The sequence below is a fragment of the Haloarcula japonica DSM 6131 genome (assembly GCF_000336635.1).
Taxonomy (GTDB): Archaea; Halobacteriota; Halobacteria; order Halobacteriales; family Haloarculaceae; genus Haloarcula; species Haloarcula japonica.
In genome coordinates this window covers 86,692-111,896 of the sequence record NZ_AOLY01000009.1, presented here as the reverse complement: position 1 = coordinate 111,896, position 25,205 = coordinate 86,692, and the positions used below count along the sequence as shown (strand labels likewise).

Below are 25,205 nucleotides of genomic sequence, written 5' to 3'. Positions count from 1 at the left end.
GTAGCATTGCATCCTTAATCCAGATATCTCACAGAACATAACCAAGATTTCGGAGTTGATCATCAACAGCATCCAGATCTACATTTATATCTTGAGTCGGCTTTTCGTCGATGATATCTTTTCGTTCACCAGTCTCGATAACGTTCCACGGTACTTTTGTCGTGTACTCATTGTAGACCCCAAACGGGTGCCCGTATCCACGGATCGGCACATACCGGAAGCGCTCTCCCAGCATTTCACCATGGTCTGCTGTAATAACAGTCTTGCCAGTCAACTCCGGTAAGAGATTATCGACTGCAGCAGCCACTTGCTCAACGTTTTCGGCGTAGGCCTCTCGTACTAGCTTGCGGTTAACATCTTTCTCACTCAACTTGACCACTTCTCGAAGCGAGTTCGATTGGTGAGAGAGGTGTTCACTACCTGTCGGACCAATAAAGGGATGGTGTGGCTGAAGATAGTGAATTATGAGTCGTTTATGCGGGAATTCGTTAATTATACGCTTCGCATGACGAGTAACCGTTTCCGGCGTTACTACTTTTAGATCCTCGTTAACCCATTCGACGTCATAATCTCCATTCTGAAGATCAACAAAGTGATGCACTTCAGCATCATTCGTCTTTAGCTAATACTCACAGTAATACTGTTAGACCGTGATTTTCGGTCGAATTTCGCCCATACACCACACCAAAACGACGAAANCACCTCGACCGACGGAATTGGTTCTCCTAACATCCACAGTTATAATTTCATTTCCAAGAATTACTACTGGTGTTAGCTAAAGACGAATGACTTCAGCATTGATCTCCTCTTGAAGTTTCAGAAACCAAGTGTTTGCTCCGATATATACCGTATCATGCAGTGTTTTATTTTTAAAATTCTCTCTTACGAACTGTCTTGTTGCACTTCCAAGTGAGTGGCGATACTCAAGATGACCAGAGAAATCAGTGCATCGTTTGAAATAGTCATATCTACAGGCGTCGAGTATTATCAGATTATCCCAATCTTCCTTCAAAAAGTTCACACCTTTTGGGTTCTGCTGACGATATCCGCCCCGAGTGTATCCTATTTTATTTAATTCATAGGCGATCTTGTGCGGATCTTTAATACCTTTAGTAATCTGCTCAAGCGAGTACATCAGCTTATTAAGTATGGTATTATCTCAGGTATAACTTCTTCGAACTTGCTCCACAAATCATATATCTGAATAGGGGGTATCATCACAATATGTCTGCTCCAAATATCGCACTTGTCGTTCTCGATACTGTGCGACAAGATATTTTCGAGAGCTACTTTGACTGGCTTCCTGGCGTGCACTATGTAAATGCTTGGTCACCTGCACATTACACGGTACCAGCACATGCATCAATGTTTACTGGAAAGTATGCCTCAGAAATCGGCGTTCACGCTAAATCTGAGCAGTTGACCTGTAATGAAGCCACCCTAGCTGAAACACTCTATGCCAACGGTTACAAAACACAAGCAATTAGTGGGAATCTCCTAGCTTCCCCGATGAACGCGTTTGATAGAGGATTTGAAGAGTTTCATCATACAGGGCGGGCAAAATTACGCGATGACAACGTATTTTCTTGGAAAAATCGAGCTCAAAACTCAAATTTACCCAAGACTATTAGAGAATTGTACATGATTGGGCAATGTGCTCTGTCAGATTCATCATTTATTCAATCGATAAAAATTGGGTGGAAGCTAAAGTTCGGAAATCGATTTGACTCAGCCAATGAAACGTTAGATATACTTTCAGCTACTAATTTCGGTGATGAAGAATTCGTATTCATAAATATAATGAACGCTCATGCACCTTACTATCCTCCGGAAAAATACCGAACGACGGAGTACACTCAGAGAAGAATCGACGACGGAATACACGTCAAACAATCCAATCTTGTAAACCAGAAACAAGCATACAAAAACGCTGTAAACTATCTATCAGACATATATAAATTGATCTTCGAAATACTTCAGCAGAATTTTGATTATGTGATTACAGTTTCCGATCATGGAGAGCTCTTTGGAGAACACAACACAAGTAAACATCACTACGGCGTCTATCCCGAACTCACCCACGTGCCGGTAAACATCTACCACGACGACCTCGATACAGAATCAATTGACGCAACTGTGAGTCTTTTAGATGTCCACAAAACAATCCTTGATTTAGCGGGTATAGACGCACCCTCTCGCGGACAGAATCTTATAGAGAACCCCACCAGCAGAGAGTACCTTACCGAATCGCACGGCCTCAGAACATCACAACTACAGACGCTCAAACAGTCCGATATCGATCCTGAATTTTTAGAAATGATCGATCAACCGCTACGCGGAATTGCGATGCCAGAGAATTACTATGGGTACGAGACTCCACAAGGAGAGTTTATCGAACAAGGCGAACCAGAAAAGACAGTTCCTCAATCAAAGATTGAGAATTTAATAGAAGCCATGGATATCACGGAAATAGATGTCCAAGAGATGCCAGATAACACAATGTCCGAAGACATCAAAAGCCAACTACAGGATCTTGGGTACATGTGATATTATTTGACTCCGTCTGTGACTTTCCCGAAGAATTCCTTATCATCTTCCTCAATACCGATAGCCAGTAACACAATTCCATACGTCACTACACCAGTGAGCCCTCCGATGATCAACAGAACGGTATCGCTCATGACGTAGCGTATGGAAACCATCACAATCGTCGTGATGACACCCGCAAACAGTGGTTTCAAGAAATTCAGAGAGTAGGGAAACAGACGCTCAAAGTACCATAGTTCGATCGTCTGGACTATGTTCAGCATGGCAAAGACCCCAGCTGTCGCAACAGCGGCCCCGAGAACCCCGAACGTAGTGATCATCACGTAGTTGAGAACGACGTTCACGATACCGAAGACCCACTGGTTCACGACCAACACGTACTGGCGTTCAGTCATCATCAGGAGATATCCATTTGGACCACCGAGACAGTTGAACAACTGGCCAACGACAAACAATGCCAGAACGGGTGTCCCAGCTGTGAAATCCTCACCGAATAGGGACAGAATCTCTGCACGGTACACGAACGCACCGATAGCCATCAGAAAAGAGATCGTGAAAACCCATCGAGTGACAGTATTATACAGCGAATTGAGCTTGGGGATTTCGCCGTTCATGTAGAGTCGTGACGCAATCGGCGGAAAGAGTTGATTAAATCCCATCAGAGGAATCGTCAGGAATCCAGCAATGAGTAATGAGATATTGTAATAGCCGACAACTGTAGACGAAAAAAACAATCCCACCATGAAAATATCGACTCGTCGGATCAGAATATCCGCAGCATTCTTCATCGTAAGCGGAATCGAGAAATTGTAGTACTCGAAGACGCTACTTCTTGTGACTTGGTCTGAAGATATCCACGGCCGCAATTCGAACCGACTAAGTAGAAGGTATGAGGCGATCCCAAGCACGAGGCCACTCGCAACGACGAGTGCAACCATCACACCAGTAAGAGAATAGCCAAGCGAAAGTGCTCCGACAACCCCAATAAGTCGGAGAATCGGACGAGATATCTTGCTGGACAGTACCTCGTACTCCAGTCGTTCAAGCCCCCGAAAGCTGCTGTGTATTATTCGTGCGAGCGTGTCAAAGACGGTGATGATCGCAAATAAGCGCAAAACACCGATGAACTCCGGCCTATCTATTGTGAGATTTGAGATTACCGGGGCATACACCGCCAACACAGCGGCGGCGACGATCGAACCAACCAGAGACGTGAGCACAGACAGCCCGAAAAAGAGCCGTTGCTGAGCAGCGTCATCCGAGTACTCTGGCAGATACTTCAGTACAGACTGATCGGAGCCGAGGTTGGTGAAAACAATCGCTATGCGAGAGAGCGTTTTCCCATACGCGTAAATACCATACAATCCTGCGCCAAGTCCCCTTGAAAGAACGAGGTGCAATAAAAATCCGAAAACATTAAAAAAGATCTTCCCGACAACGTGCAACGACGCCCCCCTAGAGAGGGTCGCCAGAATATCCATCTCTGTCTCATCATCAGACATATATATCAAACCCAGTATATGATTTCAGTACCTCGTCCATCATTATCCAGTGGCCAGTGAAGACACTAAATCAAACCGATTCGTTCCGTTACATCAGTAGCAGATCATCTCCATTTCTCTCTATCCTGGGGTGCCAATGCAGGCGGATTAAACAGTACAACTACCTTTGTGTCTCCGGGCGGCAACCTCCAAACACGGTACGACGAAACACCGAACAGCTGCACGGATTCTCTGAGGCGGGCGTTCACGACATTTCCGATCTTGGTACCGTTACAATTGACTGACCCGTTTTCGTTCAGATTGCTAACGGCGGTCGCCAAATCGCCGACCTCTCTAATACCGCTTACATTAACAATTCCGGTGAAAGGTCAGTCTCTGGTCCGGTTATCGAAGTCGATTAAGATTTGGCGATGGAAACCTCCTAACGGGCAATATGGATGCGACTTCAGGGACGAATACCGACGGCGGATTGCACAACTACTATGATGAATCTGATTGGGACCTCCCAGAGGGGTTCAGTACGTAGGTGCCTTTTGATGGTAGTCTTCGATAATATTTTTAACAATCCTATCTACTCATCGTTATGGACACACGATGGGATCGTGCCCAAGAGGTAGAGCAATCACATCAACATCACATATCTCTCGACTCGGAGACAGAGGCTAAGAATAAACTAAATAATTTTCCTATTGAAATTCAGGAATTAGAAGACAAGAAAATTTTGGCTGTTGGTGGGGGAACGGGGATGATTCATGCGATAGACAGCGAAGAAAGCGTCTCTATCGACCCAATTACAAATAGCTCAATCCAAGATATTGAGCAAAGTTCAGCGGAATTAATAACTGGTGTGGGGGAGTCGCTTCCGTTCCCCGATACATATTTCGATGCCGTTATCTGCTATAATGTGTTGGACCACACTATAAATCCAGAGAAAGTAGCAGAAGAGATTTTCAGGATTCTTGACGATGATGGAATCCTCATTTTTCGTCTAAATGTATATGAATTGCCAGATATTATCTTATCTCATTTGAATATGATAGATAAGCCTCATCCTCATCATTTTGATACAGAAGATGTACTTGGTCTTTTAGAGAGTGTTGGTTTTGACACTAATGTGACGCGGATAGATGATAAGAGTATTTTTGACTATTCATATAAAGAACTTAGTTTAAAGAAATCGATTGCCTGTTTAGTCCTACAGTGGAGAAAAATCTACGTTCTGGGTACAAAATAGTCAGACAGATTGAATGCCTGTTTCATCACAATCCATACTGAAACAACTTCAATAGTCGCCTGTTCTTTGAGCAGTCGATACGCGCGATCCTCCGAGAGTGGGCCGGAGTCCACTCGATCCACGATCCGCTGTACAATTCATAGATATGAGGGGTAAGAAACGCCTCTCGATCGGGATGGTTCGCGGTCCAGCGCCACGGTGCAGGATATGTTTGACGTGCGGCGTCGTCCCGCTCCCGACCCTCTGGAAGCAATTGGTTTCGGCTTGCTGGACGGTATCGTCGAAGTGGTCGACGGACACCCTATACTCTTTCTCCGCGAGCTGACCGGCCTCATAGAGAGTGTCCACGGTCTTGCGTGAGTCCCCCTTCGCAGCAAGAGCAGCAACCTCCAGAATGGCGTCTCCGTCGAGCACGCCATCCGCAACGGTGCGATGCTCCAGAATCACGCGGAGGTGACTCCCGTCGTACGGTGTCTCATCAGATGATCCAAGTTCCGTGATCACCATACCTGTCGGTGATACAGGCACGGTGTTCCTTCCGGTTGAATTTCGCAGAGCGAACTCACAACGACGATGACTCTGATATCGACTGGCAGTTCACGACCAAAGACGCACGCATCAAACATTACCTGTACATCCAACAAATCACAATTGATGCGGATCTAGACGCTAAAAACTGATATAGAATAAATGTAGAACTCAGCCAAACATCTGGCGCATCATCGGATGCATCTCCATGAGCTGCTCTTCGGCGATCTCCTCGTACAGCTTGTACGTAATGGAGACCGTCAGCAGCAGCCCGGTACCGGAGACGCCGCCGATGGTACCCAGCATGTTGGCCATGACAGCTAGCAGCCCAACCAAGGCCCCACCAATAACGGTCACTTGCGGGATATACCGCTCAAGGACTTTCTCGATGACACCGACGTTCTGTCGGAAGCCGGGAATCTGCATCCCGGAGTTGTGGATCTGCTTGGCAGTCGCTTCCGGACCCATGTCGGTGGTTTCGACCCAGAATACGGCGAAGACTGCGCCGCCGACCAGCATGACGAACAGGTCGATGCCGACGCGGGTCAGGATCTGCCAGACCGGTTGGGTGGTTCCTTCGAGCCACCACATCCAGTCACCACGGCTCTGGATGGGGGCGAGGAAGTAAAACAGGCCGCCGGTCGGCTGGCCGTTGGCGTACGTGCCGAGGAACGCCGGCATCGAACCCAGCTGGGCGTCGAGGATCCGGCCCAAGAACTGGATGTTCGCCTGGAGCGCCCGGACGAGGATCATCGGCAAGACGCTTGCGTAGATGAGCTTGACCGGGAACCGGCCACGGGCTCCTTTCACGCGGGCGTTCGACAGCGGGATCTCGACACGGACAGATTCGGCGTAGACGACCACTGCGAAGATGAGGAGTGTCGTGAACAGCCCCAGCAGTTCGCCCTGGAGCAGCACGGTCTGGAGCCCATCAGCGGCCAGCACTGGCCCGGTGCCGCGCTCGCCGGTGATGAACAGGTACCAGGTGTAGATGATCCCTTCGCTGTTGCCGATAAACGGCGTCGTCAGGACGCCGCCGATGAGCCGTTGGCTCACGCCAGCGACGATGAACAGGCCGATACCGGAGCCGACGCCCCACTTGGAGATGACCTCGTCCATGAACAGGATGAGGACACCGCCGACGAACATCTGGCCGAAGATGAGCCACTGGACACCGGTCGTGCCGATACCCAGGGAACTTGCGACCGCCGTGTCAGCCGGGAGGAAGCCGCCGGCAAACACCATCGGGAGCCCGGTGAGGCAGATCATCACGAGTACCAGCAGCTTCTGAAGCCCCTGATAGAGGATCTGGTCACGTGGATCGTCTTGGGTGTTCAGCCCGAGCAGGTCCGCCCCACCGAGGAGCTGCAACACGATGGACGCCGTAACGATCGGACCGATACCCAGCTGCAAGATGCTCCCCTGGCCGGAGGCCAGAATCGAGGAGAAGCGCCCGAACACCTGTTGGCTGGCGTCGATGTCCAGCCCGAACAGCTTCACGTTCGTCAGGAAGAAATACAGCAAGAGCACGCCACCTGTCCAAGTGAGCTTGCGCTTGAACGGGACGTGTCCTTCCGGCCGCTGGACTGCGGGCATCCGGACAAGCAGTGGTTCGGCGGTGTCCTTCCAGCTCATCGTTCGTTATTCCTCGTCCGCGTCCGCGTCGTCGGTTTCTTCGGCCTCGGCCTGGCGCTCCTCGCCGAGGTCGGTCAGTTCGACGCTCCCGCCTGCGGCTTCGACCTTCTCGCGAGCGCCCTCGGAGAAGTCGTCGGCGACGAGCGTGAGTTCGTGGCGAACCTGGCCGGCACCGAGTACCTTCACGTAGTCGGCGTCGTCGGCCTCTTCGACCACATCACGGACATCGACGCGGAAGCCACCGTCTTCGACTTCGGCGACGTCATCGGCGGCCAGCAGTGTGACGTTCTCGTCAATCTCGCGAACGTCGATGGTTGCGGCCTCTTCCTGCACCTTCTGCGGGCGCTTGAAGCCGCTCTTGCCGAGCGGCTCGTGGTTATGGAACTCGTGTTTGTCACGGCCTGCGGCACCGCGACCACCGCGGTGGCCGGCACCACGTCGGTTCTTGTGTGAGCCGCCGCCGTGCGTGCGCGAGCCGCGCTGTCGTTTCTTTTTACTCGTCATTATCGCATCGCCTCCAGGAGGTCGTCGATTCCCTCGGTGTCGTGTTTCCCGAGCTGCCCGCCCTCCTTGACGGGGTGTTTGACGCCGTCGTGGCCGCCGCGAGGCGGGTGCAGACGGAGCGTCGGGGACAGACCTTGCTCGCGTAGCGTCGTCTCCTCAGAGAGGAGCGCGAACGCGAGACCGGAGATGTCGTCGTAGTCCGTGTTCTCGGCGACCCACTCGTCGTCCACGTCAGCGTCGCCCTCAAGCGGCTCAGCGCGCGTTGCCAGAACCGTCTCCAGCGTCTCCTGGCTCGGCTCGCCGAAGGCGACGAAGTCGTTGACCTTCGCCACCATGCCGCGGTAGGCGTCCGTCTCAGGGACGAGCGTGCAGTGGTTCACGTGGTGGATGTTGAGCATCTCCAGCGTGTCCTGAATGTCGGTATGCATGTTGACTTCGCCACGGAGCTGGACGAGCGCGTGCATCACTCGATCACCTCTCGTTTCTCGAAGGTTCGTTCGGGGACGCGCGCCTCGGCCGTGTTCTGCAAGGCGTTGAACGTCGCCTTTGCGAAGTTGACCGTGGTGCGCGTGTTCCCGCTACTGCGTGTCCAGATGTCTTCGATACCGGCGAGCTCGAGCACCTTGCGGACGGTCTCTCCGCCCGCCAGACCCAGCCCTCGTGGGGCCGGCTGGAGCTCGACCTCGACGCTCCCGGCCTTGCCCTCGGTGCGCAGCGCGACCGTGTGCGGACGGCCACAGCCACACTCCCAGGACCCGCAGCCGCGGGAGATGTCGATGATGTTCAGCTTCGCGATGTCGATGGCTTTCTGGATGGCACCGCCGACCTGATCGTCACGCCCCTCAGCGTAGCCGATGAGACCGTCTCGGTTGCCAACGGCGACCACGCAGCGGAACTTCACGCGGCGGCCGGAGTCTGTCATCCGCTGGACCATGTTGATGTCCAGCACTTCGTCTTCCAGGTCGGGAACGAGCTGGTCGACGACTTCCGATTCTTTCAGCGGGAGCCCGGAGTTCAGCGCCTCCTGCATGGAGTCGATCTCGCCCTCGACGACCTGCTTGCCGAGGCGTGTCCGTGGCTCCCATCCGTTGTTAGCACTCATAGTTCGATGTCACCGTCCAGTAGGGTCTCTCGGAGCTCGTCGAAATGCTCCGGGAGGTCTGCAGCGTCGAAGTCGCCGCTGTACAGCGGCTCCTCAAGCTGCTCGTCGTACTCGGCGATGTGGGCACCGCGCGTGCGCTGCCAGTCGGCGAGTACGTCGTCGTTGTGCGGAATGTCCAGGCCGGCGTCGATTGCGCCTTCCTGTATTGCGAATACTTTGCTTCCGGGGGTCGGGCTGTTGAGTCCGATGTCGAGCACTGCCTCCTCGATACCCGCTTCCTTCGCGCGAAGCCCGGCGAGCAGACCGGTGAGGTAGGCCGAGGGCATGTTGCCCGTCGGGGCCTCCCAGCCGTACTCGGCGAGGTCGCTCGAGTGAGCGGATGCGAGAGTGTCGTCGCCATTGGGGCCAAGCGTCACCAGCTGCGCCCTGACGTGTTTATTGCTCTTTCGAGCAACGAGACGTGGCTTACCGGATTTCAACAGGCGCAACCGCTGATGGTAATCGGTTCTGGCCTCGCGGCGTCGCCGCATCGGTACTTTGTATCGTGGTCCTGTCGCCATTATGCGTCACCGTGGTTTGCGTCGATGTAACGTTCGAGATCGGCAACGCTGTCGAACTCGCCACCGCCGGCCTTGTCGTACAGGTCGCGGTACTGCGAACTCGAAAGCGTTCCCTCGTCACGCAGTTCGCGCAGCTTCGTCCGCTGTGCGCGGATGCGTGACTCCCAGTCCTCCTTGGAGTTCTGCCGTGCGCCTGCCTTGCCCTTCCGGGAACCGGCTCCCTTCTGGTGGCCGTACGCACGCTTCTTCTGGCGCTCCCGGGCGCGTCCACGGGAGTTGCCTTTCTTGTCTTTCGCCTGAATGGCGCCCTCATCAACCAGTTCGCGAACGTCCTCGCGGGTGATCGCGTCGGCGATGTCGCCCTGTCGCTCGGGGTTGAACCAGACGCGGTTCTTCCCGACGTCGAGGACGTCAGCCGCGAGTCGCTTCTGTGCGGAGAGATCAGTCATCACTCACTCACCTCGACTTCGACGTAGGTGGGATTGAGCACGCGGATGCCCGCGTCCTCGGCTTCCTCTTCGATTCGCTCGCGCTTGCGAGCGCCGACCTTCGAGGCGATTCGAACGGCCTCGGTGTCGCCGTCGACGCCTTCGAGGTCGTCCACGTTGTGCACGCGAACCTCCTCGAAGCCAGACGGGTGCTTGCCGCGAACCGCGGTCGGCGAGCGGAAGCCCGCCTCGACAGTGTCGCCCTTGCCCTTGACACCGCGGCGCTGCTTCGAGAGCTGGCCGCGGGGGCGGCGCCACGAGGTCGAGACGCGCTTTTTCTTGTGGTGATCCTGGCGGTTGAACTGCGGCTTGCCGACCCGGTGTCGCTGGGTCAGTAGCCGCGCGTCCTCGTCGGAGAGGTCCGGCGTCTTCTCGGTGAGCCCGCGGGCCTGGAGTTCCGTCTCCACGTCCTCGTCGGGCGCTTCCTCGCCGCCTTCCTCTTCGACTTCGGCTTCGGTCTCGGACTCGACTTCGAGTCCGCCGACGTCGGCCTTGATTCGGGCCGCCAGCGCGTTGCCGATACCGCTGACATCGGCGAGCGCGGACTGGTCGGCACCGCGAACGTCCTCGACCGACTCGAAGCCGGCCTCACGGAGCGACTCCGCCTTGGACGGACCGACGCCGCTGATGTCGGTCAGCTCGGTGTACTCTTCCTCTGTCTCGACGTCTTCTTCGTCGTCCGCCATCAGGCGTCACCTCGGTTCGGTTTTCGGGTGATGTACACCCCGTCCTGGAACACACGCACGTCCTTGTCGTTGATGCGCGTGAGCTGTTCGATGTCCGCAGCGGTCTGGCCGACGGCTTCGATGTCGGGACCGCTGATGGTCAGCTCCTCGCCGTCGATCTCGACGTCCGTGTCGCCGTGGATCGTCGTTCGGCGGGGGGCCTTCTCGCCCAGGAAGTTCTCGATGACGACTTCGTCACCCTCGACGTCGACCTGCATCGGGAAGTGAGAGTAAAAGACCTCCATGCCGTACTCCCAGCCCTCGGTCACGCCGTGGAACATGTTCTCGATGTGGCTCTGGAAGGTACCGATCGTCGACATCGTCTTGGCGTTGTCCTCATCGGATTCGATGACGACTGTGTCGCCGTCGACGGACACGTCGATGTCAGGGTACCAGAGCCGACGCGTGACGCTGCCGTTGTCCCCCTCGACAGTGATGTCGAGATGGTCCTGCTCGGCGTCCACGTCCTCCGGAATCTCCAGTTCTACTCGTGGCATTGTTAGTATACGTACGCGATGACTTGGCCACCAACGCCCTGCTCACGAGCCTCGTAGTGGCTCATGATGCCGTGGCTGGTCGTAACGACGAGAGTCCCGTAGTCACGGGCGGGGAGGAACCGCTTCTCCCACTTCTCGAACTCGTCTGCGCCCGCAGAGTAGCGGGGCTTGACCGGGCCACACTCGTTGATGGCTCCTTTCAGTTCGACTTCGAACTCGCCGGCTTTGCCGTCGTCGACGAAACTGAATCCGTCGATGTACCCGCGGTCGTAGAAGACCTCGAGGACGCTGCCGATCTCGTTCGAAGCGGGCGATACTGTCTGCTCTAGGTGCCCGACGCTTTCGGCGTTGTTAAGCGCCGACAGTGCGTTGGCAAATGGGTCGTTCCCTGTCATTGTTAGCTGTACTTCCTGAAGCCCATGCCCCGCGAAATCTCGCGGAAGCACTGGCGGCACAGCCAGATGTCGTACTTGCCGACGAGTCCCTGTTCGCGACCGCAGCGCTGACAGGACTCGAGCTGGCCAGTTCGCTCACTGGATGCCGTCTCGGAATCGGGCTCGTCTGTGGTTTCACTTTCGCTCATTCGCTCACCTCCACGTCGTAGGTCGACTCGATGAAGGCGACGGCGTCCGCCGGATTGAGTCGATGCTTCGTCGGAATCGAGCGCGACGCCTTGTCGCGCTTGGCGACGCGGTAGCCGGGGCGGACGAGGTTAACCGTTACGTCCAGCCCGTAGATTCCGATGCTCGGGTCGTACTCCTGGCTCGGGAACTCGGTGTGTTCCTCGACGCCGAAGCTGAAGTTGCCGGTGTCGTCGAACTGACTCGTCGCCAGTTCAGCGAGCGGCAGCGCCGTCTGGAGGAACTCCTCGGCCATCTCGTCGCGGAGGGTGACCTTCGCACCGATGGGGTCGCCCTCGCGGATGTCGAACTCGCCGACAGTCCGCTTGGCCTTCGTTCGCACCGGCGTCTGCCCGGTGATCTCCCCGAGGATGTCCTCTGCGTTAGCGAGGTCGCGCCCACCGTGGCCGATACCCATGTGAACGACGACCTTCTCGATGCGCGGTTCGCGCATCTCGTGGAAGTCGCCGCCGGACTCACTCTCGGAGCTCATTCATCATCACCCGTGAAGTTCTCGTCGATGACGACGACGTACTCTTCGACTGTCTCGAAGCCTTCGCCCTCGTCCTGGGAGACGATCACGTTGTTCTGGGCCGAACCCGGCGTCACCTGAATCTCCTCGACTTCGCCGACTTCGCCCGCGTGGGCACCGTCGACGGCGGTGACGAGCGCGCCCTCTTCGTACTCGAAGTGGGCGACGATTTCGCCGTCCTCGTTGCCGACGACGATAGAGTCGCCAGCGTCGTAGGTCTGGTCGTCCTCGACGATGAGCGTCTCACCGTCGTGGAGGCCCAGCTGGACGTCGCCACCGGAGACGTGGGTTTTGGTGACGATTTTGCCGAGCTTGGATTCGGCCGCGTCCGGGTCGATTGCGGTCAGCGCCAGCCGACCACCCTCGCCGGGGAACACGCGGTAGTACTCCTCGCGCTCGGTAAAGGCCAGGATGTCGAACATCCCGACGGGACGTTCCTCGTCGGAGATGGCCTTCCCGTTGATGAGGACGTTGTCCTCGTTGAGGGCGTAGCGGGCTTCTTTGCGGTTGTCGGCGTAGCCGAGTACGTCCCGAAGGACGATGAGTAGGGGAACCCCATCCTCACCGTGCGGGCCGGCGCCGGCTTTCACCGTAAACGTCGCGGTCTTGCGCTCTACGGGCCAACTGTTCGGCACCGAGAGTCGCTTCTGGTGGTTACTCATGCGGAATCATCCTCCGATTCGAGACGCGCCTCGCGCTTCTCGTCTTCGAGGTCTAAGTCCGTCACGCGGACGTTCGAGGTATCCAGCGGTCGCGGGACTTCCTCGCCGTCCGTCTTCTCGAGCGTGACGTCTTCGACGTGGATGACAGCCTTGTCGAGGTCGACCTTGATGACTTCGCCGTCTTCGCCAGCGAAGTCGCCGCGGAGCACCTCGACGGTGTCACCGGCGTTGACGCGGACGTTTCGCTGACCGTACTCCTCGCGGAGGTCGGCAGACAGCGTCGCCCGGACCTGCTTGTGCCGCTCGTGAAGCGGGGCACGTCGTTGACTCTTGCGTTGTTTGTCTGGTTGCTTGCTCATGGTTCTATACGATCATCGTCGCTGCTGATGCCACACTGCCGAATCGCTGTGCGACTTCCCGTGCGATGGGGCCTTTCAGCTCGGTCCCACGCGGGTCCTCGTTCTCGTCGACGATGACGGCCGCGTTGTCTTCGAACTTGACGCGGGTGCCGTCAGGCCGACGGATCGGCTTTCGCTGGCGGACGACGACGGCTTCGAGCACCTGGCGACGCATTTCGGGCGTCCCCTTGGTGACCGAGACCGTGATCTTGTCGCCCAGCCCAGCCTTGGGGTGGCGGTTCTTCGTTCCCGAGTAGCCGTGGACGGAAATGACCTTGAGTTCGCGCGCTCCCGTGTTGTCCGCACACGTGATGAGCGAGCCCTTCTCCAGGCCTTGCGTGACGTCAGCACCGAGTGCTTCCATCAGGCATCACCGTCCTGTTCATCGGCGACCACGCCAACGACGACGTGGCTTTTCGTTTTCGAGAGCGGTCGACACTCTGCTATCGTGACCGTGTCACCGACCGCGAGGTCGAGACAGTCGGGTGCGTGAGCCGGAACGCGGCTCCGCCGCTTCATGAAGCGGTCGTATTTCGGCACCTTCACGTCGTACTCGCGCTCGACGACAACGGTCTTCTCCATGTCAGTGGAGGCTACCTCGCCGTTCAGTGTCTGTCCGCGCACGGAGAGCTCTCCGTGGAACGGGCAGTTCTGATCGGCACAGGTTTCCTCCGGTTCCTGTACGTTCAGTCCTAGCGCCATAGTGAATCTCCTGTGTTCTCTGTGCGACGAGCGGGACGTGCGACGAGTCGGTCGCCATCGACGAGAACCGTCTCGGTCGACAGGTCAAACGCGAACGTCGCGCTGTCCTTCGGCACGTGCCACACCCGGTCGGCACCCTCGAGTGTCAGCATCTGTGTCGTCTCCATGACGACAGTTCCGCTGATACCGACGACGTCCGGATTGGACGCCGCGACGACCTCGCAGTCGAGGCCGACTAGTTCGTGTCGCGGGAGCGTCTCGGGTGTCAGTGGCATTATTCGTTCTCCTGCAGGTCGCCTTCTTCGCCCTGAATCGTCTTGATGCGGGCGATGGCCTTCCGCAGCTCCTTGATGCGACCGGGGTTCTCCGGCGCACCACCCGCGGCCTGGACGGCCCGGGCGTTCAGTAGTTCGGTCTTCAGGTCGTCGAGTTCCGCCTCGCGCTCGGCGGGCGTCATGTCCCGAATCTCCTGGACGTGGAGGACGGTCATTCGTCGTCACCCTCCTCATCGTCCGCGGACTCGTCGTCCATCTCGTCCATGAGTTCTTCGGCTTCCGCCTCAACGTCCTCGTCGAGTTCCTCGTCGACAGCGTCTTCGAGTTCGTCGACATCGACGTCCTCGACATCGTCGTCAGTCGGGACTTCGACGTCTTCCTCGACGATTTCCTCGTCGACGAACTCCTCGTCAGCCTCGGAGTCGTCGGCGGCCCCGGCGGCCACGTCTTCGTCGAGTTCTTCGGCCGTCTCGCTGTCTTCGGGCTCGCCTTCGAGGAGTTCCTCGACGGATTCCCCGTCGGTGTCGGCCACGTAGTCCTCGACGTCGACATCCTCGTAGATCTCGAAGTCGTCGGGGAGCTCCGCGTCCGGCGGGATGATCTTGACTCGGACCCCGATGGTCCCGAGCTTCATCACCGCGACGCCGACGCCGCTGTCGACGATCTCCTCCGCGGGTTCGCCGTTGTGCTTGACGTAGCCACGGTTGAACTTCTCAACGCGTGAGCGCGCACCAGTGACCTTCCCGGAGAGGACGATCTCTGCGCCGAGTGCGCCCGACTCCATGATGCGGTCGATGGTGGTGTGGCCCGCTTTGCGGAAGTACCAGCCACGCTCGAGTGCGTTGGCCAGTCGGTCCGCGACGATGCGGGCGTTGAGGTCCGGTTCGTCGACTTCCTGCACGTCGACTTGCGGGTCGTCGAGGTTGAATCGGTCCTCGAGTTCCGTCGTGATCTTCCGGATGTTCTTCCCGCCCTTGCCGATGACCATCCCTGGCTTCTCGGCTTTGAGCACGATCTGGGTCCCCATCGGCGTCTTGGCGACGTCCATGCCGCCGTAGCCGGCTCGACCGAGTTCTTCTGCGAAGAACTCGTCGATCTGGGTCCGCTGGAGTCCGTCCTCGATGAACTGTTGTTCGTCGGCCATTAGTCTTCGACCTCCGGCTCTTCGAGGATGAGTTCGACGTCGACCTGCGGGCTGTTCCACGCTGAGGCACGCCCCATCGCGCGGGGCTTGCGACCCTGCTGCTCGCCGACCTTGTGGGCGGCGACGTGCTTGATCGTCATGGCTTCACCGTCGAAGCCCTGGTGGTCGGCGTTGCCGACTGCGTTCTCGAGCAGGTCGATGAAGGCCTTGCTGGCCTTCTCCGGGTAGCGTCCGGCGTCCCAGCCGTCGACCTTGCTCTTGTGGCCGACGCCCGAGTTGTGCTGTTTGAACGGAACGGGCTGGTCGCCCTCGATAACCGCTTCGAGGTAGTCGACAGCCTCGCCGGCCGTTTTGCCCTTGATCTCGCGGGCGATGGCCTTGCTGTGCTTGAAGCTCATCTGCCGCTCCCGGAGCATCGCTTTGGCCGTCGTGTCCGGGTCGGCTTCGACTGAGTAACTGATTCCCATGATTATTTGAGCGGTACGAACTTCGAGGAGCGTGTCGCTCCGATACCGGCCTGACCGTGTTCGACACTACTCCGGGTGAGCTGGAACTCACCGAGGTAGTGGCCGAGCATCTCGGGCTCGACTTTGACACGCTCGAAGTTCTGGCCGTCGTGGACGGCGAAGGTCAGCCCGACCATCTCCGGGACCACCGGCATGTCGCGCAGGTGTGTCCGGATCGGGTCGTTGGCTGTCTCCTCTTCGCCGGCCTCGCGGGCCTTTTCGAGGAGCTTGTGTTTCTCCTCGGTCAGGCCGCGTACGATACTTCGCCGCTGTCGAGCGGGGAGCAGTTCCGCGACGTCCTCGAGCTCCATCTCCTGCAGCTCGTCGAGCGTGTGGCCGCGGAAGGAGAACTCTCCTTCGTGGCCGATTTGATATTCTGAGCTCATTCGTTGCCACCTCGACCTGTTCGCTTCGAGGCGATGTCCCCGACCTTACGGCCAGGCGGGGCGTTCCGCGAGATGGACTTGGGCTTACCGGGGTGCTGGCGTCCGCCACCACCGAACGGGTGGTCGACGGCGTTCATCGCCACACCGCGGACGTTGGGCCACTTCGTCCCTCGCGCTTTCATCTTGTGGTGCTTGTTGCCAGCCTTCACGAACGGCTTGTCAGTTCGGCCGCCACCGGCGACGACGCCGATGGTGGCGCGACACTGCGGATCAAGCCGCTTCATCTCCCCGGAGGGGAGCTTGACGACCGCGACGTTGCGGTCGTGGGTGAGCAGCTGGGCGTTGACACCCGACGCGCGGGCGAACTTCCCACCGTCACCGGGGCTGGATTCGACGTTGCACACCGGGACCCCCTCTGGGATTTCAGCCAGCGGGAGCGTGTTCCCGGGTGCGATCTCGGCGCTGACGCCGACCTGTAGCTCGTCGCCCACCCCGACGCCTTCCGGCGCGAGGATGAGTCGACGGTCGCCGTCTTCGAACTCGATGGCGGCGACCGGGGCCGAGCGGGCCGGGTCGTGCTCGATGTCGACGACCGTGCCGGCGACAACGTCGCCGTCCTCGACCTTGCGGTGCTCCAGATCAGCCTTGTAACGGTGCGACGGAGCACGGAACGTGGAGGTCCCGCGGCCGCGCCGTTGTCCTTGGATTCGTCGTCCCATCGTTAGAACACCCCAATTCTGGAGGCGACTTCCTGGGCGTCGTCGTCCTCGGAGAGGCGAACGACGGCCTTCTTCTCGCCGTCCATCGTGTTCTGCGTGTTGACCTGTTCGACTGTCACGTCGTACTGCTCCTCGACGGCGTCGGCGACCTCACCCTTGGAGGCGCGGTCGTCAACGGCGAACTGGAGCTTGTTCTGGAAGTCCATGTCGTTCATGGCCTTCTCAGTGACGTGTGGGTGTTTGATGACATCCCAGCTCATCGCTCGGCCACCTCCGCGAGTGCGGATTCCGTGAAGACGGTGAGTCGACCGGGTGCGCCGCCGGGCGCGAGGTCTTCAGTGTTGACCTCGCTGGCGGTCGCCACGTCGGCTCCCGCGAGGTTGCGGGCGGCCTTCGATGGCTCGTTGCTGGTCACGAAGAGGATCGAGGCGGGACGACGGTACTTCCGTCCACGGGCCGAACCCTGTCCAGCCTTGATCTTCGTCTCGTCGGCGCGGTCGATGTCCGCGTGGACGTCGAGCGCCTCCAGCAGCGAGACGACTTCCTGCGTCTTGACGAGGTCCTCGAAGTCGTCGGAGACGACGACGGGCACTTCGTCACGGTCGAACTCGTGGCCGCGGTCGGCGACGAGGTCGGCGTCGGCCGTCGCGGCCAGCGCCGAGCGAACGGCCAGTTGCCGTTCCTTGTCGTTGAGGTCGAGCGAGCGGTCCTTCTCGGTTTTCGGCGGGTGGGCGCTTCGCCCTTTGACCGCCTGCGGGACGCGGCGGGCACGGCCGTCCTGCTTCGGGATGTGTGCCTGCCCGCGGCCGCTACCGAAGGACTCTGCCGGCGTTCGGAGGCCGGCGTACTCGTCGGACCCGTAGTCCTGCTTTCGGTTGGCCTGTGCGGCACGTACAGCTTTGCCGATGAGGTCGGTCCGAACCGGCGTCTCGAAGACGTCCGGCAGGTCGACCTCGCCGTCTGTGTTGCCGTCCAGGTCGTAGATTGTTGCCTGCATAGGTTATCCCTGGTTCGATTCGTTGGAGACGTAGCGCACCTCGGGGTCGAGGCGCGGCTGGTCGTTCGGACGCACCGCGGGCCGGAAGCGCACCAGGCGCTTGTCCGGACCGGGCACGGAGCCCTTCACGAGCGTGTACGGCCCATCGACCTCGCCGTAGTTGACGAAGCCGCCATCGACGGTAGGCTCGTCGCCCTCGCCGATGTCGATGAGGCGCTTGTTGAGCTCGGTACGCTGGTGGTAACCGGTCTGCCCCTGCTGGGGGACCGTCGAGCGCACGCGGGACGGGTTCCACGGACCGAGGTTGCCGATCCGTCGGCGCCAGCCCTGACGGGCGTGCTTGCCTTTCCGCTTCTGGACGCCCCATCGCTTGACGGGACCCTGTGTCCCCTTGCCTTTCGTGACACCGGCCACGTCGGCGTACTCGCCGGCGCGGAAGATGTCGTTCATGGCGTGTTCGCCACCGTCCTCGACGAGGTCGAGGGCGTGGTCGAGGCGGTCCGAAACGGATCCACCGCCGACGCGAGTCTCCATCACGTCGGGCTTTTTCTTCGGGACGCTCGGGACGGCGTCGGGGACGGTGTGCGTAATGAGTCGCAGGTCCCCGAGGTCACCGGCCTCGTGTGCGTCGCGTATCTGTTCCTCAGCAGCGTCCGGGTCGTGGTCCTCCGGAACGTCCAGGGTCCGGTCGAGTTCCGAGTGGAACTCGTCGGTCCAGACTTCCGTCAGCGGACGCTGACCGTACGGCGTGTCTTCGTACGCTCGCAGGGCGACGGCGCGCATCGGCGGCGTCTCGATGACTGTCACCGGGACAGTCTCCTCCATCCCCTCGCGGGGGGAGTTAGGTTCGTCGTTGACAAGCACGACGTGTGTCATGCCTGCCTTGTAGCCGGCGAACCCTTGGACGCCCGGCTGCCCGTCGTCAGACGGCCAGCTATTGAAGCGAGGCGTCTCGCTCGTCGAGCGCTTGCGCGGGCCGAAGCCCAGCGAGCCTTTGCGTGGTCTGCTTGGTTGTGGCATTCGTTTACTCCGTGAGGGTTAGACAGGTGAGGGAGGCGAACAGAGCTTCTTCCGTTCGCACAACCTCACTGCCCTGGTTCGGAACCGTATTCAGCCAGAGGTCGAACCCTTCTGGTTCGTCGCTCGTCTGGTCTCCCCCGACGGCGTCCGGGGCAACGTCGAGTATCGACGGTAACCCGCGCTCGGGTGCCCCGAAGGCGACAGTCATGCCGCCCTCGGCGTCGCGCCGCTCGGCCAGCTGGCCGAGACGGGTCGACGTTACCGGCTCGCCGTATCGCGAGGACGCGATAGTGAGCCCGGCATCGTCGCGCGAGAGTGCCGCATCGAGGTCCGCGGCGACAACGTCGAATCCCGTTGTGGGGGCGTCGACGAGTTTCGCCCGGACCGGCCGTCGCGAAGAGACCCTGACGGTCACGCGCTCCCCCTGTTCCACGTCCATAGCCGCTGGGACGGGAAGGGAGATCGGGTGTTGCATGCCGCAATTGACCCGGACGCGCCCATCAGCTCCGACCTCGGTCACGATTCCCTGTCTTAACGACCCCGAACCCTCAGATCCGGAGCCGGTCTGTGAACGCACGCGGAGCGGCGGCAGGACGCCGACGTACTCCAGTTCGTCCCGCTTACCCCACATCTCCTTTCGGAGGTGTGGGGGCGTCGCGGCGTACCGCAGCACGGTTTCGACGAACCCGTCTTCCCATTTGCCCGCCCCGTCAGGGTCGGGGTACACTGTCAGCCGATCAACCCGGTAGACCGCGGCCGCGCGGGCCACGTAACCGAGCTTGCGAGTTGCCTCGCGTCTGTCTTCGGCTTCCCGTGCGAGGGAAGACGGCACGAGTACGCTGGTCGTCATGCCGTGACGCTTCCACGTCGCGCCACTAGACTGTGCCGATATCTCCCTTTCCAGGGCTTAAAAAGCCCCCGTTTCGCGTTCGCGATGCGTCGCGTTCACATGGTCCGTCATGCCGGTTCGGGACCGATGCAGCCATTCGCTGGATTGCCGCTTCCGAAAGGCCATGTCTCGTGACGACATCACATGATCCCGCGCTCAGGCGGGGCGGTGATTGCCCTCACTTCCCATGGTTTTCCCCGGAAAACGGAAGGCTTTTTACTCTCACCCCCGCCAGATTTGATTGCAACGAGGCGTTGCGCGCTGGTACTGAGCGACCCACGGTCGCGAAGGTCAGGGCGTACAAAGTGAGCGCTGGTAGTGTAGTTGGTATCACGTGACCTTGCCATGGTCACAACCTGGGTTCAAATCCCAGCCAGCGCATTTCTACGACGAACTATTTCACCGAGCACTGCGTCACGTGTGCTCGGTATCCGTGAGTCGTGTAATCGTACTGGATTTGAATCACGGAAATCCGAGCGTCAGTGAGGATTTGCATCGGGTTCAAACACCGACGGACTACGTCCGTCGTGGCTCGCAATCGCGTCGCGATTGTTCACTCCCAGCCAGCGCACTTCTCTGCTTCCAAGTTCGCAAGCGACGCGTTTCATCGTGCCGCCCAATCGCATGGTATCGCTGTCATGCACTCATCTGAGTCGTCGGAACGTCGCTCGGCACCTTGGGGAGTACCATTATTTGTTACCCCATCGACAGTGAGAGTGTATGACGGACGAGACGGTCCACGAGTCACAGGAAACACGGAGTCGAAGAGGAATCGCGTCGTACTTCCGGCGATTGGCAAACAGGCTCAGCCGCGGTGAGCCCGCGCCGGCTGATGAGGAACAGACTGTGACGGTCACACCGCCGGCCGAATCCGAGTTCGAGGTCGAGGTCGAGCGCGAGGACGGCACTGTCAGCCTCGAAATCGAGATGGAATGGGACGAAGCGGAGGGCGAGGTCGAGACCGATGTCGTCGCGAGCAAGGCCACCTTCGAGGTGTACGAGGACAGCGCCGAGCAGTACCGCTGGCGGCTCCGTCACGACAACGGGAACATCATCGCCGACAGTGGCGAGGGGTACGCCTCCAAGCAGAAGGCCGAACAGGGGCTGGAAAGCGTCAAGAACAACGCGCCCGGCGCGTACGTCGTCGACGAGTCCAAGGACGAGGACGCGCCCGCCGACGAAGGCGGCAGCAAGGCGACCTTCGAGCTGTTCAAAGACAGCGAGGACAAGGCCCGCTGGCGGCTCCGCCACGACAACGGGGAGATCATCGCGGACTGCGGCCAGGGGTACTCCTCCAAGCAGAAGGCCAAGCAAGGGCTGGAAAGCGTCAAGTCGAACGCCCGAGGGGCCGCCGTCGAAGAGGCCGAGTAGCGGCATTTCGAGCCGAGACAGTATTTTTCGCGGACATCGCGTGCCGGGAGCGACAAGCGCGCTGGGGAAGCGTTTAGTCGCGGCCACGCGTGCGGGCCGACATGACCTGTATAGGGTTCCTCTCGGTCGCACCGGTCATCGAAGGCAGCATGTCGTCGTACGTCGCCGACGCCGTCGCGGCGCTGGAGGCGTTCGATGTCGAGTACGAGACGACGCCGATGGGGACCATCATCGAGGCGGAGGATAGTGAGGAGCTGTTCGCGGCCACCCACGCCGCCCACGAGGCCGTCGGCGAGCAGACCGACCGCGTGAGCACATTCCTGAAGATCGACGACAAGCGAACCGTCGACCAGCAGGCACGGGACAAGGTCGACGCCGTCGAGGAGCATCTGGGCCGGGCGGCCAGAAGCGACGCGGCCGAAGGCGGAGATTAAAGGGAAGGGTGCCAAAGACGGCGTATGGATAGTCTCAATCGGATGGCCACGGAACTCGTTGACGAGGCCATCGACTTCGCCGACGAACTCACAATAGACGTACACGCGCTTGACGGCGACGCCGCGGTGCTGGACTTCGGCGTCGAGGTCCCCGGCGCTGTGGAAGCCGGCATGCTACTCGCGGAAATCCAGACGGCCGGGCTGGCGACGGTCCAGTCAACGATGGACACCATCAGCGGCGCGCCGCTGAACCACGTCGAACTGTCGACGGACCACCCGGCGCTGGCCCTGCTGTGCTCACAGAAGGGCGGCTGGGAGCTGGCCGCCGACGGCTTCGAGGCGCTGGGAAGCGGTCCCGCACGCGCACTCGTCGCTGAGGAGGAAGCCTTCCAGCGCATCGGTTACCGAGAGGACGCCGACTTCGCCGTGCTGGCATTGGAGACTGACGAACTGCCGGATGAAGCCGTCGCAAGCCAGGTCGCCGAGCGCACTGGCGTCCCGGAGACGGGCGTGTTCCTGCCGTCGTTCGCAACCGCGAGCGTCACCGGGAGCGTCGTCGCCGCGGCCCGTGCCGCCGAACTGGCCGTCTTCCGGTTGGCCGAACTTGGCTTCGACCCGGTGTCGGTGCTGTCGGCCAGCGGCCGCGCGCCGGTTGCGCCGGTTGCCGGCGACGAAGCGACCGCGATGGCCCGGACCACTGACGCGCTGGCCTATGGCAGCGAAGTCCACCTCACCGTCGACGAGTCCTTCGACCGCTTCGACGAGGTTCCCTCCATCGCAGCCCGTGAATACGGCGAACCGCTGGAGGGCGTCTTCGAGGACGTGGACTGGGACTTCGCGGAGCTCCCCGTCGAACTGTTCGGTCCCGCCGCGGTCACCATCGACGTGGTCGGCGGCGACACGCACGTAGTCGGCGAGACGAGCGAAGGCGTGTTAGCCGAGAGCTTCGGCCTGTAGGAACCGTGCGCTACAAGGTCGCACCGCCGGCTCGCTCGTGCTCGTTTCTAGAGACTGCCAGAACGGCGATTCCGCTGGTCCCCGACAGCGAGGCTGACTGTTGCCGGGCGATACAGACGGCGACCGACGTGTCCGACCGTGAAACGGTACAGGAGTATCTGGTCTTCTTGCAGGCCCTGGGACTGGTCGCCGAGAGCGACCGGGGGTACTACAGGACGAGGGAGGACGTCGACCGAGCGGACCTGGCAACGGCGTTCGAGGAGTCGGTCTTCGGCGTCGACATGCTCCTCGCTGCGCTCGGTTCTGAACCGATAGATACCGATGCTGCGTTCGATGCAGTCCGAGACGAGATCCCCCGCTGGGAGCGCGAGCGGCACGCCGACTGGGGGCCCGTCTGGCGGGAGCGTGTCACGAATCTGCTGGAATGGGCCGAAATATTCGGACTGGCCGAGAAAACGGATGGCGGCTACAGGCACCCGATTAAACACGGAACGGACCGGTGAGACGGCGGGTCGCTACTCCACTGGGTCGATGTCGGTGACAGTGCCCACGCCCTTCGAACTCCCCTCGCGGAAGACGAACTTCTGTCCTTCCTCGACGAGGTAGGAGCGGAACTTGAACCGGACTCGGGTCTTGCCGGCGTCGCCCGGGAGTAACTGCCCGCCTTCCGGGTAGAAGGCCGCGGCCTCGCTGACTGTTTCGAGGTGGACCACGGGTTCGTAGCCGTCGCCGATGCGGGTCGGGTGGTTCAGCACCATCACCTCGGCCTCGAACTCGCGGACTGGCGACGGGTCCGCGTCGCTCGGCAGCAGGACCATCCCGCGCTCGATGTCCGCTTCGCGGACGCCCTTCAGCGCGATACCGACGATGCGGCCGGCCTTGGCCTCGTCGACCCGGTGGTAGTGCATCTCGATGGACCGGACCTCGACGTCGCGGAAGCTCCCGTCCTGCATCGGCCCGAGCAGGAGTTCGTCGCCGGCTTCGACCTCGCCTGACTTGATGGTGCCCGAGGCGACCGCGCCGACGCCCTGGACGTTGTACGTCCGGTCGACGTACATGCGGAAGTCGCCCACCTCGCCGGCGGTCTTGGGCAGCGCCTCGAACATCTCGTCGAGGTCGTCCAGGCCCGCCTTCGTGACGGCGCTGGTGGTGACGACGGGAACGACGGTCTCGGAGATCTCGTCGATGGCCGTATCGACGCCGTGGCGCTCGACCCGGAGCGGCGTCTTGTCGACCTCCCGCAGTGCCTGTTCGACGTCGCGTTCGACCTCGGCGACCCGTTCCTCGTCGACGAGGTCGCATTTCGTGATAGCGACGATAGTCGGGAGGTCCGTCGCCAGCAGGATGCCGAGGTGCTCCCGCGTCGTCTCGGTCACGCCGTCGTCGGCAGCGACGGTCAGGAGGCCGTAGTCGAGCTTCTGGCCGACGAGGCCGCGGATCGTCGTCCGGAGCCACGGCTCGTGACCCACGGTATCGACGAAAGAGACCAGCCGGTCGGACTCCTCGACGACGCGGGCGCGGTCGTCCTTCCGATGCGGATTGTCCATGCGGATCGGCTCGCCCTCGTCGTCGAAGCCGTAGACGCCGTAGGAGAGGTCCGCGGACAGTCCCCGCTCGACTTCGTGAGGCTGCACGTCGAGAAAGCCGCGGGTCCCGCCTTCGCCGTCGTCAGCGTCGCCGGTGACCAGTGATCCCACGAGCGTGGATTTGCCGTGGTCGACGTGGCCGGCGGTCCCTACGACGATGTGGTCGTCGTCCGCGAGGACCGACCCCTCCGAGACCGTCGCGACACCCACGATGCCGTCGGTGGCCGCCGACCCGTTCTCCGAGACGCCGTCGACGCCCCACGTTTTCACCTCCTCGATGTGTGCGCCGGCCTCCTCTGCCAGCAGGCTGAGTACGTCCATCGACTCTGAGAACTCCGCCGGCGAGATGCCGGCGAGACCGCCGTCGTCGGTGACGCCGACGACGTAGGTCGCCTCACCATCCCCGGAGAGAACGCGGTGGCGCAGTTGCGCTGCGAGGGATTCGAGCCGCCCCTCGGATAGGTGGAGGTTCTCGGTGAGCCGTTCTTTGAACTCGACGCTGCCGCCCTCCCGCTCGCCGCGGTCAAGCGCGCGCCGGAGGACAGCCCGGTCGGGGCTCATATTCCCCCGTTACCGTGGGGCAAACATAAGCCTTCTCCGGATTTCTCCCTCCAGAGCCCTCCTGAATCCGGTGGCTGAGTGTATCTCTCACAGTAGCGCTCGGACGGATATTTATACGCGATGA

36 protein-coding genes and 1 tRNA gene are annotated in these 25,205 nt (G+C 59.9%); 7 read left to right on the top strand and 30 right to left on the bottom strand.

Annotated features, from left to right (window positions below; translation table 11 throughout):
• Nucleotides 1–28: 28 nt before the first annotated feature.
• Both C444_RS05910 and C444_RS05905 read right to left on the bottom strand, forming a co-directional pair.
• Complete coding sequence (locus tag C444_RS05910; RefSeq protein ID WP_152420768.1) at nt 29–370, bottom strand: hypothetical protein; 342 nt, start codon at nt 368–370, stop codon at nt 29–31.
• Between the two features lie 405 nt (nt 371–775).
• Nucleotides 776–1,135, bottom strand: coding sequence for a hypothetical protein (locus C444_RS05905; RefSeq protein WP_049909168.1), 360 nt, complete (start codon nt 1,133–1,135; stop codon nt 776–778).
• Between the two features lie 89 nt (nt 1,136–1,224).
• On the opposite strand from C444_RS05905, the gene C444_RS20995 reads away from it, so the two are divergent.
• The gene (locus tag C444_RS20995) at nt 1,225–2,547 is read left to right on the top strand and encodes a sulfatase-like hydrolase/transferase (RefSeq protein WP_080509675.1); all 1,323 of its coding nucleotides are present in this window, start codon (nt 1,225–1,227) and stop codon (nt 2,545–2,547) included.
• Nucleotides 2,548–2,549: 2 nt separating this feature from the next.
• On the opposite strand, the gene C444_RS05895 is transcribed toward C444_RS20995, so the two are convergent.
• Nucleotides 2,550–4,049, bottom strand: coding sequence for a flippase (locus C444_RS05895; protein ID WP_049909165.1), 1,500 nt, complete (start codon nt 4,047–4,049; stop codon nt 2,550–2,552).
• A 583-nt stretch (nt 4,050–4,632) separates the two neighbouring features.
• Between C444_RS05895 and C444_RS05890 the strand changes: the two genes are divergently transcribed.
• A complete protein-coding gene (locus tag C444_RS05890; protein WP_004591572.1) occupies nt 4,633–5,283 on the top strand; it encodes a class I SAM-dependent methyltransferase in 651 nt (216 codons plus the stop codon).
• 48 nt (nt 5,284–5,331) lie between these two features.
• Here the strand turns inward: C444_RS05890 and C444_RS05885 are convergent, their stop codons facing one another.
• The 26 genes from C444_RS05885 to C444_RS05760 all read right to left on the bottom strand — a co-directional run bounded on the left by C444_RS05885 (nt 5,332) and on the right by C444_RS05760 (nt 20,133).
• On the bottom strand, nt 5,332–5,790 hold the full coding sequence (locus C444_RS05885) for a hypothetical protein (RefSeq protein ID WP_004591571.1): 459 nt from the start codon (nt 5,788–5,790) through the stop codon (nt 5,332–5,334).
• Between the two features lie 192 nt (nt 5,791–5,982).
• A complete protein-coding gene (gene secY, locus C444_RS05880; RefSeq protein WP_004591570.1) occupies nt 5,983–7,446 on the bottom strand; it encodes a preprotein translocase subunit SecY in 1,464 nt (487 codons plus the stop codon).
• Between the two features lie 6 nt (nt 7,447–7,452).
• Nucleotides 7,453–7,950, bottom strand: coding sequence for an uL15m family ribosomal protein (locus C444_RS05875; RefSeq protein WP_004591569.1), 498 nt, complete (start codon nt 7,948–7,950; stop codon nt 7,453–7,455).
• On the bottom strand, nt 7,950–8,414 hold the full coding sequence (gene rpmD / locus C444_RS05870) for a 50S ribosomal protein L30 (RefSeq protein ID WP_004591568.1): 465 nt from the start codon (nt 8,412–8,414) through the stop codon (nt 7,950–7,952). The genes C444_RS05875 and rpmD overlap by 1 nt, the downstream gene beginning before the upstream one ends.
• Complete coding sequence (locus C444_RS05865; protein ID WP_004591567.1) at nt 8,414–9,052, bottom strand: 30S ribosomal protein S5; 639 nt, start codon at nt 9,050–9,052, stop codon at nt 8,414–8,416. Before C444_RS05865 ends, rpmD begins: the two co-directional genes overlap by 1 nt.
• Nucleotides 9,049–9,612: a 50S ribosomal protein L18 gene (locus C444_RS05860; protein WP_049909163.1), complete on the bottom strand. Its 564-nt coding sequence runs from the start codon at nt 9,610–9,612 to the stop codon at nt 9,049–9,051. Before C444_RS05860 ends, C444_RS05865 begins: the two co-directional genes overlap by 4 nt.
• Entirely contained in the window at nt 9,612–10,061 is a 450-nt protein-coding gene (locus C444_RS05855; RefSeq protein WP_004516953.1) for a 50S ribosomal protein L19e, read from the bottom strand. The genes C444_RS05860 and C444_RS05855 overlap by 1 nt, the downstream gene beginning before the upstream one ends.
• Nucleotides 10,061–10,786, bottom strand: a complete 726-nt coding sequence (locus tag C444_RS05850; RefSeq protein ID WP_004591565.1) for a 50S ribosomal protein L32e — start codon at nt 10,784–10,786, stop codon at nt 10,061–10,063. The genes C444_RS05855 and C444_RS05850 overlap by 1 nt, the downstream gene beginning before the upstream one ends.
• Nucleotides 10,786–11,322, bottom strand: coding sequence for a 50S ribosomal protein L6 (locus C444_RS05845; protein ID WP_004591564.1), 537 nt, complete (start codon nt 11,320–11,322; stop codon nt 10,786–10,788). Before C444_RS05845 ends, C444_RS05850 begins: the two co-directional genes overlap by 1 nt.
• Before the next feature lie 2 nt (nt 11,323–11,324).
• The gene (locus C444_RS05840; protein ID WP_004516956.1) at nt 11,325–11,717 is read right to left on the bottom strand and encodes a 30S ribosomal protein S8; all 393 of its coding nucleotides are present in this window, start codon (nt 11,715–11,717) and stop codon (nt 11,325–11,327) included.
• Nucleotides 11,718–11,719: 2 nt separating this feature from the next.
• Nucleotides 11,720–11,905, bottom strand: a complete 186-nt coding sequence (locus C444_RS05835; protein ID WP_004591563.1) for a 30S ribosomal protein S14 — start codon at nt 11,903–11,905, stop codon at nt 11,720–11,722.
• Nucleotides 11,902–12,435 (bottom strand): 50S ribosomal protein L5, encoded by a 534-nt coding sequence (locus tag C444_RS05830; protein ID WP_004591562.1) that lies wholly within the window; start codon nt 12,433–12,435, stop codon nt 11,902–11,904. The genes C444_RS05835 and C444_RS05830 overlap by 4 nt, the downstream gene beginning before the upstream one ends.
• Nucleotides 12,432–13,136 (bottom strand): 30S ribosomal protein S4e, encoded by a 705-nt coding sequence (locus C444_RS05825; RefSeq protein WP_004591561.1) that lies wholly within the window; start codon nt 13,134–13,136, stop codon nt 12,432–12,434. The genes C444_RS05830 and C444_RS05825 overlap by 4 nt, the downstream gene beginning before the upstream one ends.
• Nucleotides 13,133–13,495 (bottom strand): 50S ribosomal protein L24, encoded by a 363-nt coding sequence (gene rplX, locus C444_RS05820; RefSeq protein WP_004591560.1) that lies wholly within the window; start codon nt 13,493–13,495, stop codon nt 13,133–13,135. Before rplX ends, C444_RS05825 begins: the two co-directional genes overlap by 4 nt.
• 4 nt (nt 13,496–13,499) lie before the next feature.
• Nucleotides 13,500–13,898 (bottom strand): 50S ribosomal protein L14, encoded by a 399-nt coding sequence (locus C444_RS05815; protein WP_004516961.1) that lies wholly within the window; start codon nt 13,896–13,898, stop codon nt 13,500–13,502.
• Nucleotides 13,898–14,236, bottom strand: coding sequence for a 30S ribosomal protein S17 (locus tag C444_RS05810; protein WP_004591559.1), 339 nt, complete (start codon nt 14,234–14,236; stop codon nt 13,898–13,900). Before C444_RS05810 ends, C444_RS05815 begins: the two co-directional genes overlap by 1 nt.
• A complete protein-coding gene (locus C444_RS05805) occupies nt 14,227–14,511 on the bottom strand; it encodes a ribonuclease P protein component 1 (protein ID WP_004591558.1) in 285 nt (94 codons plus the stop codon). Before C444_RS05805 ends, C444_RS05810 begins: the two co-directional genes overlap by 10 nt.
• Nucleotides 14,511–14,726: a 50S ribosomal protein L29 gene (gene rpmC, locus C444_RS05800; protein ID WP_004516964.1), complete on the bottom strand. Its 216-nt coding sequence runs from the start codon at nt 14,724–14,726 to the stop codon at nt 14,511–14,513. The genes C444_RS05805 and rpmC overlap by 1 nt, the downstream gene beginning before the upstream one ends.
• On the bottom strand, nt 14,723–15,655 hold the full coding sequence (locus tag C444_RS05795; RefSeq protein WP_004591557.1) for a 30S ribosomal protein S3: 933 nt from the start codon (nt 15,653–15,655) through the stop codon (nt 14,723–14,725). The genes rpmC and C444_RS05795 overlap by 4 nt, the downstream gene beginning before the upstream one ends.
• The gene (locus C444_RS05790; RefSeq protein ID WP_004591556.1) at nt 15,655–16,122 is read right to left on the bottom strand and encodes a 50S ribosomal protein L22; all 468 of its coding nucleotides are present in this window, start codon (nt 16,120–16,122) and stop codon (nt 15,655–15,657) included. Before C444_RS05790 ends, C444_RS05795 begins: the two co-directional genes overlap by 1 nt.
• Nucleotides 16,123–16,124: 2 nt before the next feature.
• The gene (locus C444_RS05785; RefSeq protein WP_004591555.1) at nt 16,125–16,547 is read right to left on the bottom strand and encodes a 30S ribosomal protein S19; all 423 of its coding nucleotides are present in this window, start codon (nt 16,545–16,547) and stop codon (nt 16,125–16,127) included.
• A complete protein-coding gene (locus C444_RS05780) occupies nt 16,544–17,266 on the bottom strand; it encodes a 50S ribosomal protein L2 (RefSeq protein WP_004591554.1) in 723 nt (240 codons plus the stop codon). Before C444_RS05780 ends, C444_RS05785 begins: the two co-directional genes overlap by 4 nt.
• Nucleotides 17,267–17,268: 2 nt before the next feature.
• The gene (locus tag C444_RS05775; RefSeq protein ID WP_004591553.1) at nt 17,269–17,526 is read right to left on the bottom strand and encodes a 50S ribosomal protein L23; all 258 of its coding nucleotides are present in this window, start codon (nt 17,524–17,526) and stop codon (nt 17,269–17,271) included.
• Entirely contained in the window at nt 17,523–18,263 is a 741-nt protein-coding gene (gene rpl4p, locus C444_RS05770; protein WP_004591552.1) for a 50S ribosomal protein L4, read from the bottom strand. Before rpl4p ends, C444_RS05775 begins: the two co-directional genes overlap by 4 nt.
• 3 nt (nt 18,264–18,266) lie before the next feature.
• The gene (gene rpl3p / locus C444_RS05765) at nt 18,267–19,283 is read right to left on the bottom strand and encodes a 50S ribosomal protein L3 (protein WP_004591551.1); all 1,017 of its coding nucleotides are present in this window, start codon (nt 19,281–19,283) and stop codon (nt 18,267–18,269) included.
• 4 nt (nt 19,284–19,287) lie between these two features.
• Nucleotides 19,288–20,133, bottom strand: coding sequence for a putative RNA uridine N3 methyltransferase (locus tag C444_RS05760; protein WP_004591550.1), 846 nt, complete (start codon nt 20,131–20,133; stop codon nt 19,288–19,290).
• Nucleotides 20,134–20,481: 348 nt separating this feature from the next.
• On the opposite strand from C444_RS05760, the gene C444_RS05755 reads away from it, so the two are divergent.
• The 5 genes from C444_RS05755 (at nt 20,482) to C444_RS05735 (ending at nt 23,437) form a co-directional block, all read left to right on the top strand.
• Nucleotides 20,482–20,553: transfer RNA gene (locus C444_RS05755), tRNA-Gly, on the top strand.
• A 339-nt stretch (nt 20,554–20,892) separates the two neighbouring features.
• Nucleotides 20,893–21,543 carry an HVO_2922 family protein gene (locus tag C444_RS05750; RefSeq protein ID WP_004591549.1) on the top strand — a complete coding sequence of 217 codons (651 nt, stop codon included), beginning with the start codon at nt 20,893–20,895 and terminating at the stop codon, nt 21,541–21,543.
• A 101-nt stretch (nt 21,544–21,644) separates the two neighbouring features.
• The gene (locus tag C444_RS05745; protein ID WP_049909161.1) at nt 21,645–21,977 is read left to right on the top strand and encodes an MTH1187 family thiamine-binding protein; all 333 of its coding nucleotides are present in this window, start codon (nt 21,645–21,647) and stop codon (nt 21,975–21,977) included.
• Between the two features lie 24 nt (nt 21,978–22,001).
• Nucleotides 22,002–22,934 carry a methenyltetrahydromethanopterin cyclohydrolase gene (mch, locus tag C444_RS05740; RefSeq protein WP_004591547.1) on the top strand — a complete coding sequence of 311 codons (933 nt, stop codon included), beginning with the start codon at nt 22,002–22,004 and terminating at the stop codon, nt 22,932–22,934.
• Between the two features lie 5 nt (nt 22,935–22,939).
• Nucleotides 22,940–23,437, top strand: a complete 498-nt coding sequence (locus C444_RS05735) for a hypothetical protein (protein ID WP_004591546.1) — start codon at nt 22,940–22,942, stop codon at nt 23,435–23,437.
• A 12-nt stretch (nt 23,438–23,449) separates the two neighbouring features.
• Here the strand turns inward: C444_RS05735 and C444_RS05730 are convergent, their stop codons facing one another.
• Nucleotides 23,450–25,081 carry a GTPBP1 family GTP-binding protein gene (locus C444_RS05730; RefSeq protein ID WP_004591545.1) on the bottom strand — a complete coding sequence of 544 codons (1,632 nt, stop codon included), beginning with the start codon at nt 25,079–25,081 and terminating at the stop codon, nt 23,450–23,452.
• Nucleotides 25,082–25,205: the final 124 nt, after the last annotated feature.

What these genes read in the sequence shown, in the direction of transcription:
- C444_RS05905 (WP_049909168.1), bottom strand. Translation starts at nt 1,135, where the DNA reads ATGTACTCGCTTGAGCAGATTACTAAAGGTATTAAAGATCCGCACAAG.
- C444_RS20995 (WP_080509675.1), top strand. Translation starts at nt 1,225, where the DNA reads ATGTCTGCTCCAAATATCGCACTTGTCGTTCTCGATACTGTGCGACAA.
- C444_RS05895 (WP_049909165.1), bottom strand. Translation starts at nt 4,049, where the DNA reads ATGTCTGATGATGAGACAGAGATGGATATTCTGGCGACCCTCTCTAGG.
- C444_RS05890 (WP_004591572.1), top strand. Translation starts at nt 4,633, where the DNA reads ATGGACACACGATGGGATCGTGCCCAAGAGGTAGAGCAATCACATCAA.
- C444_RS05885 (WP_004591571.1), bottom strand. Translation starts at nt 5,790, where the DNA reads ATGGTGATCACGGAACTTGGATCATCTGATGAGACACCGTACGACGGG.
- secY (WP_004591570.1), bottom strand. Translation starts at nt 7,446, where the DNA reads ATGAGCTGGAAGGACACCGCCGAACCACTGCTTGTCCGGATGCCCGCA.
- C444_RS05875 (WP_004591569.1), bottom strand. Translation starts at nt 7,950, where the DNA reads ATGACGAGTAAAAAGAAACGACAGCGCGGCTCGCGCACGCACGGCGGC.
- rpmD (WP_004591568.1), bottom strand. Translation starts at nt 8,414, where the DNA reads ATGCACGCGCTCGTCCAGCTCCGTGGCGAAGTCAACATGCATACCGAC.
- C444_RS05865 (WP_004591567.1), bottom strand. Translation starts at nt 9,052, where the DNA reads ATGAGTGCTAACAACGGATGGGAGCCACGGACACGCCTCGGCAAGCAG.
- C444_RS05860 (WP_049909163.1), bottom strand. Translation starts at nt 9,612, where the DNA reads ATGGCGACAGGACCACGATACAAAGTACCGATGCGGCGACGCCGCGAG.
- C444_RS05855 (WP_004516953.1), bottom strand. Translation starts at nt 10,061, where the DNA reads ATGACTGATCTCTCCGCACAGAAGCGACTCGCGGCTGACGTCCTCGAC.
- C444_RS05850 (WP_004591565.1), bottom strand. Translation starts at nt 10,786, where the DNA reads ATGGCGGACGACGAAGAAGACGTCGAGACAGAGGAAGAGTACACCGAG.
- C444_RS05845 (WP_004591564.1), bottom strand. Translation starts at nt 11,322, where the DNA reads ATGCCACGAGTAGAACTGGAGATTCCGGAGGACGTGGACGCCGAGCAG.
- C444_RS05840 (WP_004516956.1), bottom strand. Translation starts at nt 11,717, where the DNA reads ATGACAGGGAACGACCCATTTGCCAACGCACTGTCGGCGCTTAACAAC.
- C444_RS05835 (WP_004591563.1), bottom strand. Translation starts at nt 11,905, where the DNA reads ATGAGCGAAAGTGAAACCACAGACGAGCCCGATTCCGAGACGGCATCC.
- C444_RS05830 (WP_004591562.1), bottom strand. Translation starts at nt 12,435, where the DNA reads ATGAGCTCCGAGAGTGAGTCCGGCGGCGACTTCCACGAGATGCGCGAA.
- C444_RS05825 (WP_004591561.1), bottom strand. Translation starts at nt 13,136, where the DNA reads ATGAGTAACCACCAGAAGCGACTCTCGGTGCCGAACAGTTGGCCCGTA.
- rplX (WP_004591560.1), bottom strand. Translation starts at nt 13,495, where the DNA reads ATGAGCAAGCAACCAGACAAACAACGCAAGAGTCAACGACGTGCCCCG.
- C444_RS05815 (WP_004516961.1), bottom strand. Translation starts at nt 13,898, where the DNA reads ATGGAAGCACTCGGTGCTGACGTCACGCAAGGCCTGGAGAAGGGCTCG.
- C444_RS05810 (WP_004591559.1), bottom strand. Translation starts at nt 14,236, where the DNA reads ATGGCGCTAGGACTGAACGTACAGGAACCGGAGGAAACCTGTGCCGAT.
- C444_RS05805 (WP_004591558.1), bottom strand. Translation starts at nt 14,511, where the DNA reads ATGCCACTGACACCCGAGACGCTCCCGCGACACGAACTAGTCGGCCTC.
- rpmC (WP_004516964.1), bottom strand. Translation starts at nt 14,726, where the DNA reads ATGACCGTCCTCCACGTCCAGGAGATTCGGGACATGACGCCCGCCGAG.
- C444_RS05795 (WP_004591557.1), bottom strand. Translation starts at nt 15,655, where the DNA reads ATGGCCGACGAACAACAGTTCATCGAGGACGGACTCCAGCGGACCCAG.
- C444_RS05790 (WP_004591556.1), bottom strand. Translation starts at nt 16,122, where the DNA reads ATGGGAATCAGTTACTCAGTCGAAGCCGACCCGGACACGACGGCCAAA.
- C444_RS05785 (WP_004591555.1), bottom strand. Translation starts at nt 16,547, where the DNA reads ATGAGCTCAGAATATCAAATCGGCCACGAAGGAGAGTTCTCCTTCCGC.
- C444_RS05780 (WP_004591554.1), bottom strand. Translation starts at nt 17,266, where the DNA reads ATGGGACGACGAATCCAAGGACAACGGCGCGGCCGCGGGACCTCCACG.
- C444_RS05775 (WP_004591553.1), bottom strand. Translation starts at nt 17,526, where the DNA reads ATGAGCTGGGATGTCATCAAACACCCACACGTCACTGAGAAGGCCATG.
- rpl4p (WP_004591552.1), bottom strand. Translation starts at nt 18,263, where the DNA reads ATGCAGGCAACAATCTACGACCTGGACGGCAACACAGACGGCGAGGTC.
- rpl3p (WP_004591551.1), bottom strand. Translation starts at nt 19,283, where the DNA reads ATGCCACAACCAAGCAGACCACGCAAAGGCTCGCTGGGCTTCGGCCCG.
- C444_RS05760 (WP_004591550.1), bottom strand. Translation starts at nt 20,133, where the DNA reads ATGACGACCAGCGTACTCGTGCCGTCTTCCCTCGCACGGGAAGCCGAA.
- C444_RS05750 (WP_004591549.1), top strand. Translation starts at nt 20,893, where the DNA reads ATGACGGACGAGACGGTCCACGAGTCACAGGAAACACGGAGTCGAAGA.
- C444_RS05745 (WP_049909161.1), top strand. Translation starts at nt 21,645, where the DNA reads ATGACCTGTATAGGGTTCCTCTCGGTCGCACCGGTCATCGAAGGCAGC.
- mch (WP_004591547.1), top strand. Translation starts at nt 22,002, where the DNA reads ATGGATAGTCTCAATCGGATGGCCACGGAACTCGTTGACGAGGCCATC.
- C444_RS05730 (WP_004591545.1), bottom strand. Translation starts at nt 25,081, where the DNA reads ATGAGCCCCGACCGGGCTGTCCTCCGGCGCGCGCTTGACCGCGGCGAG.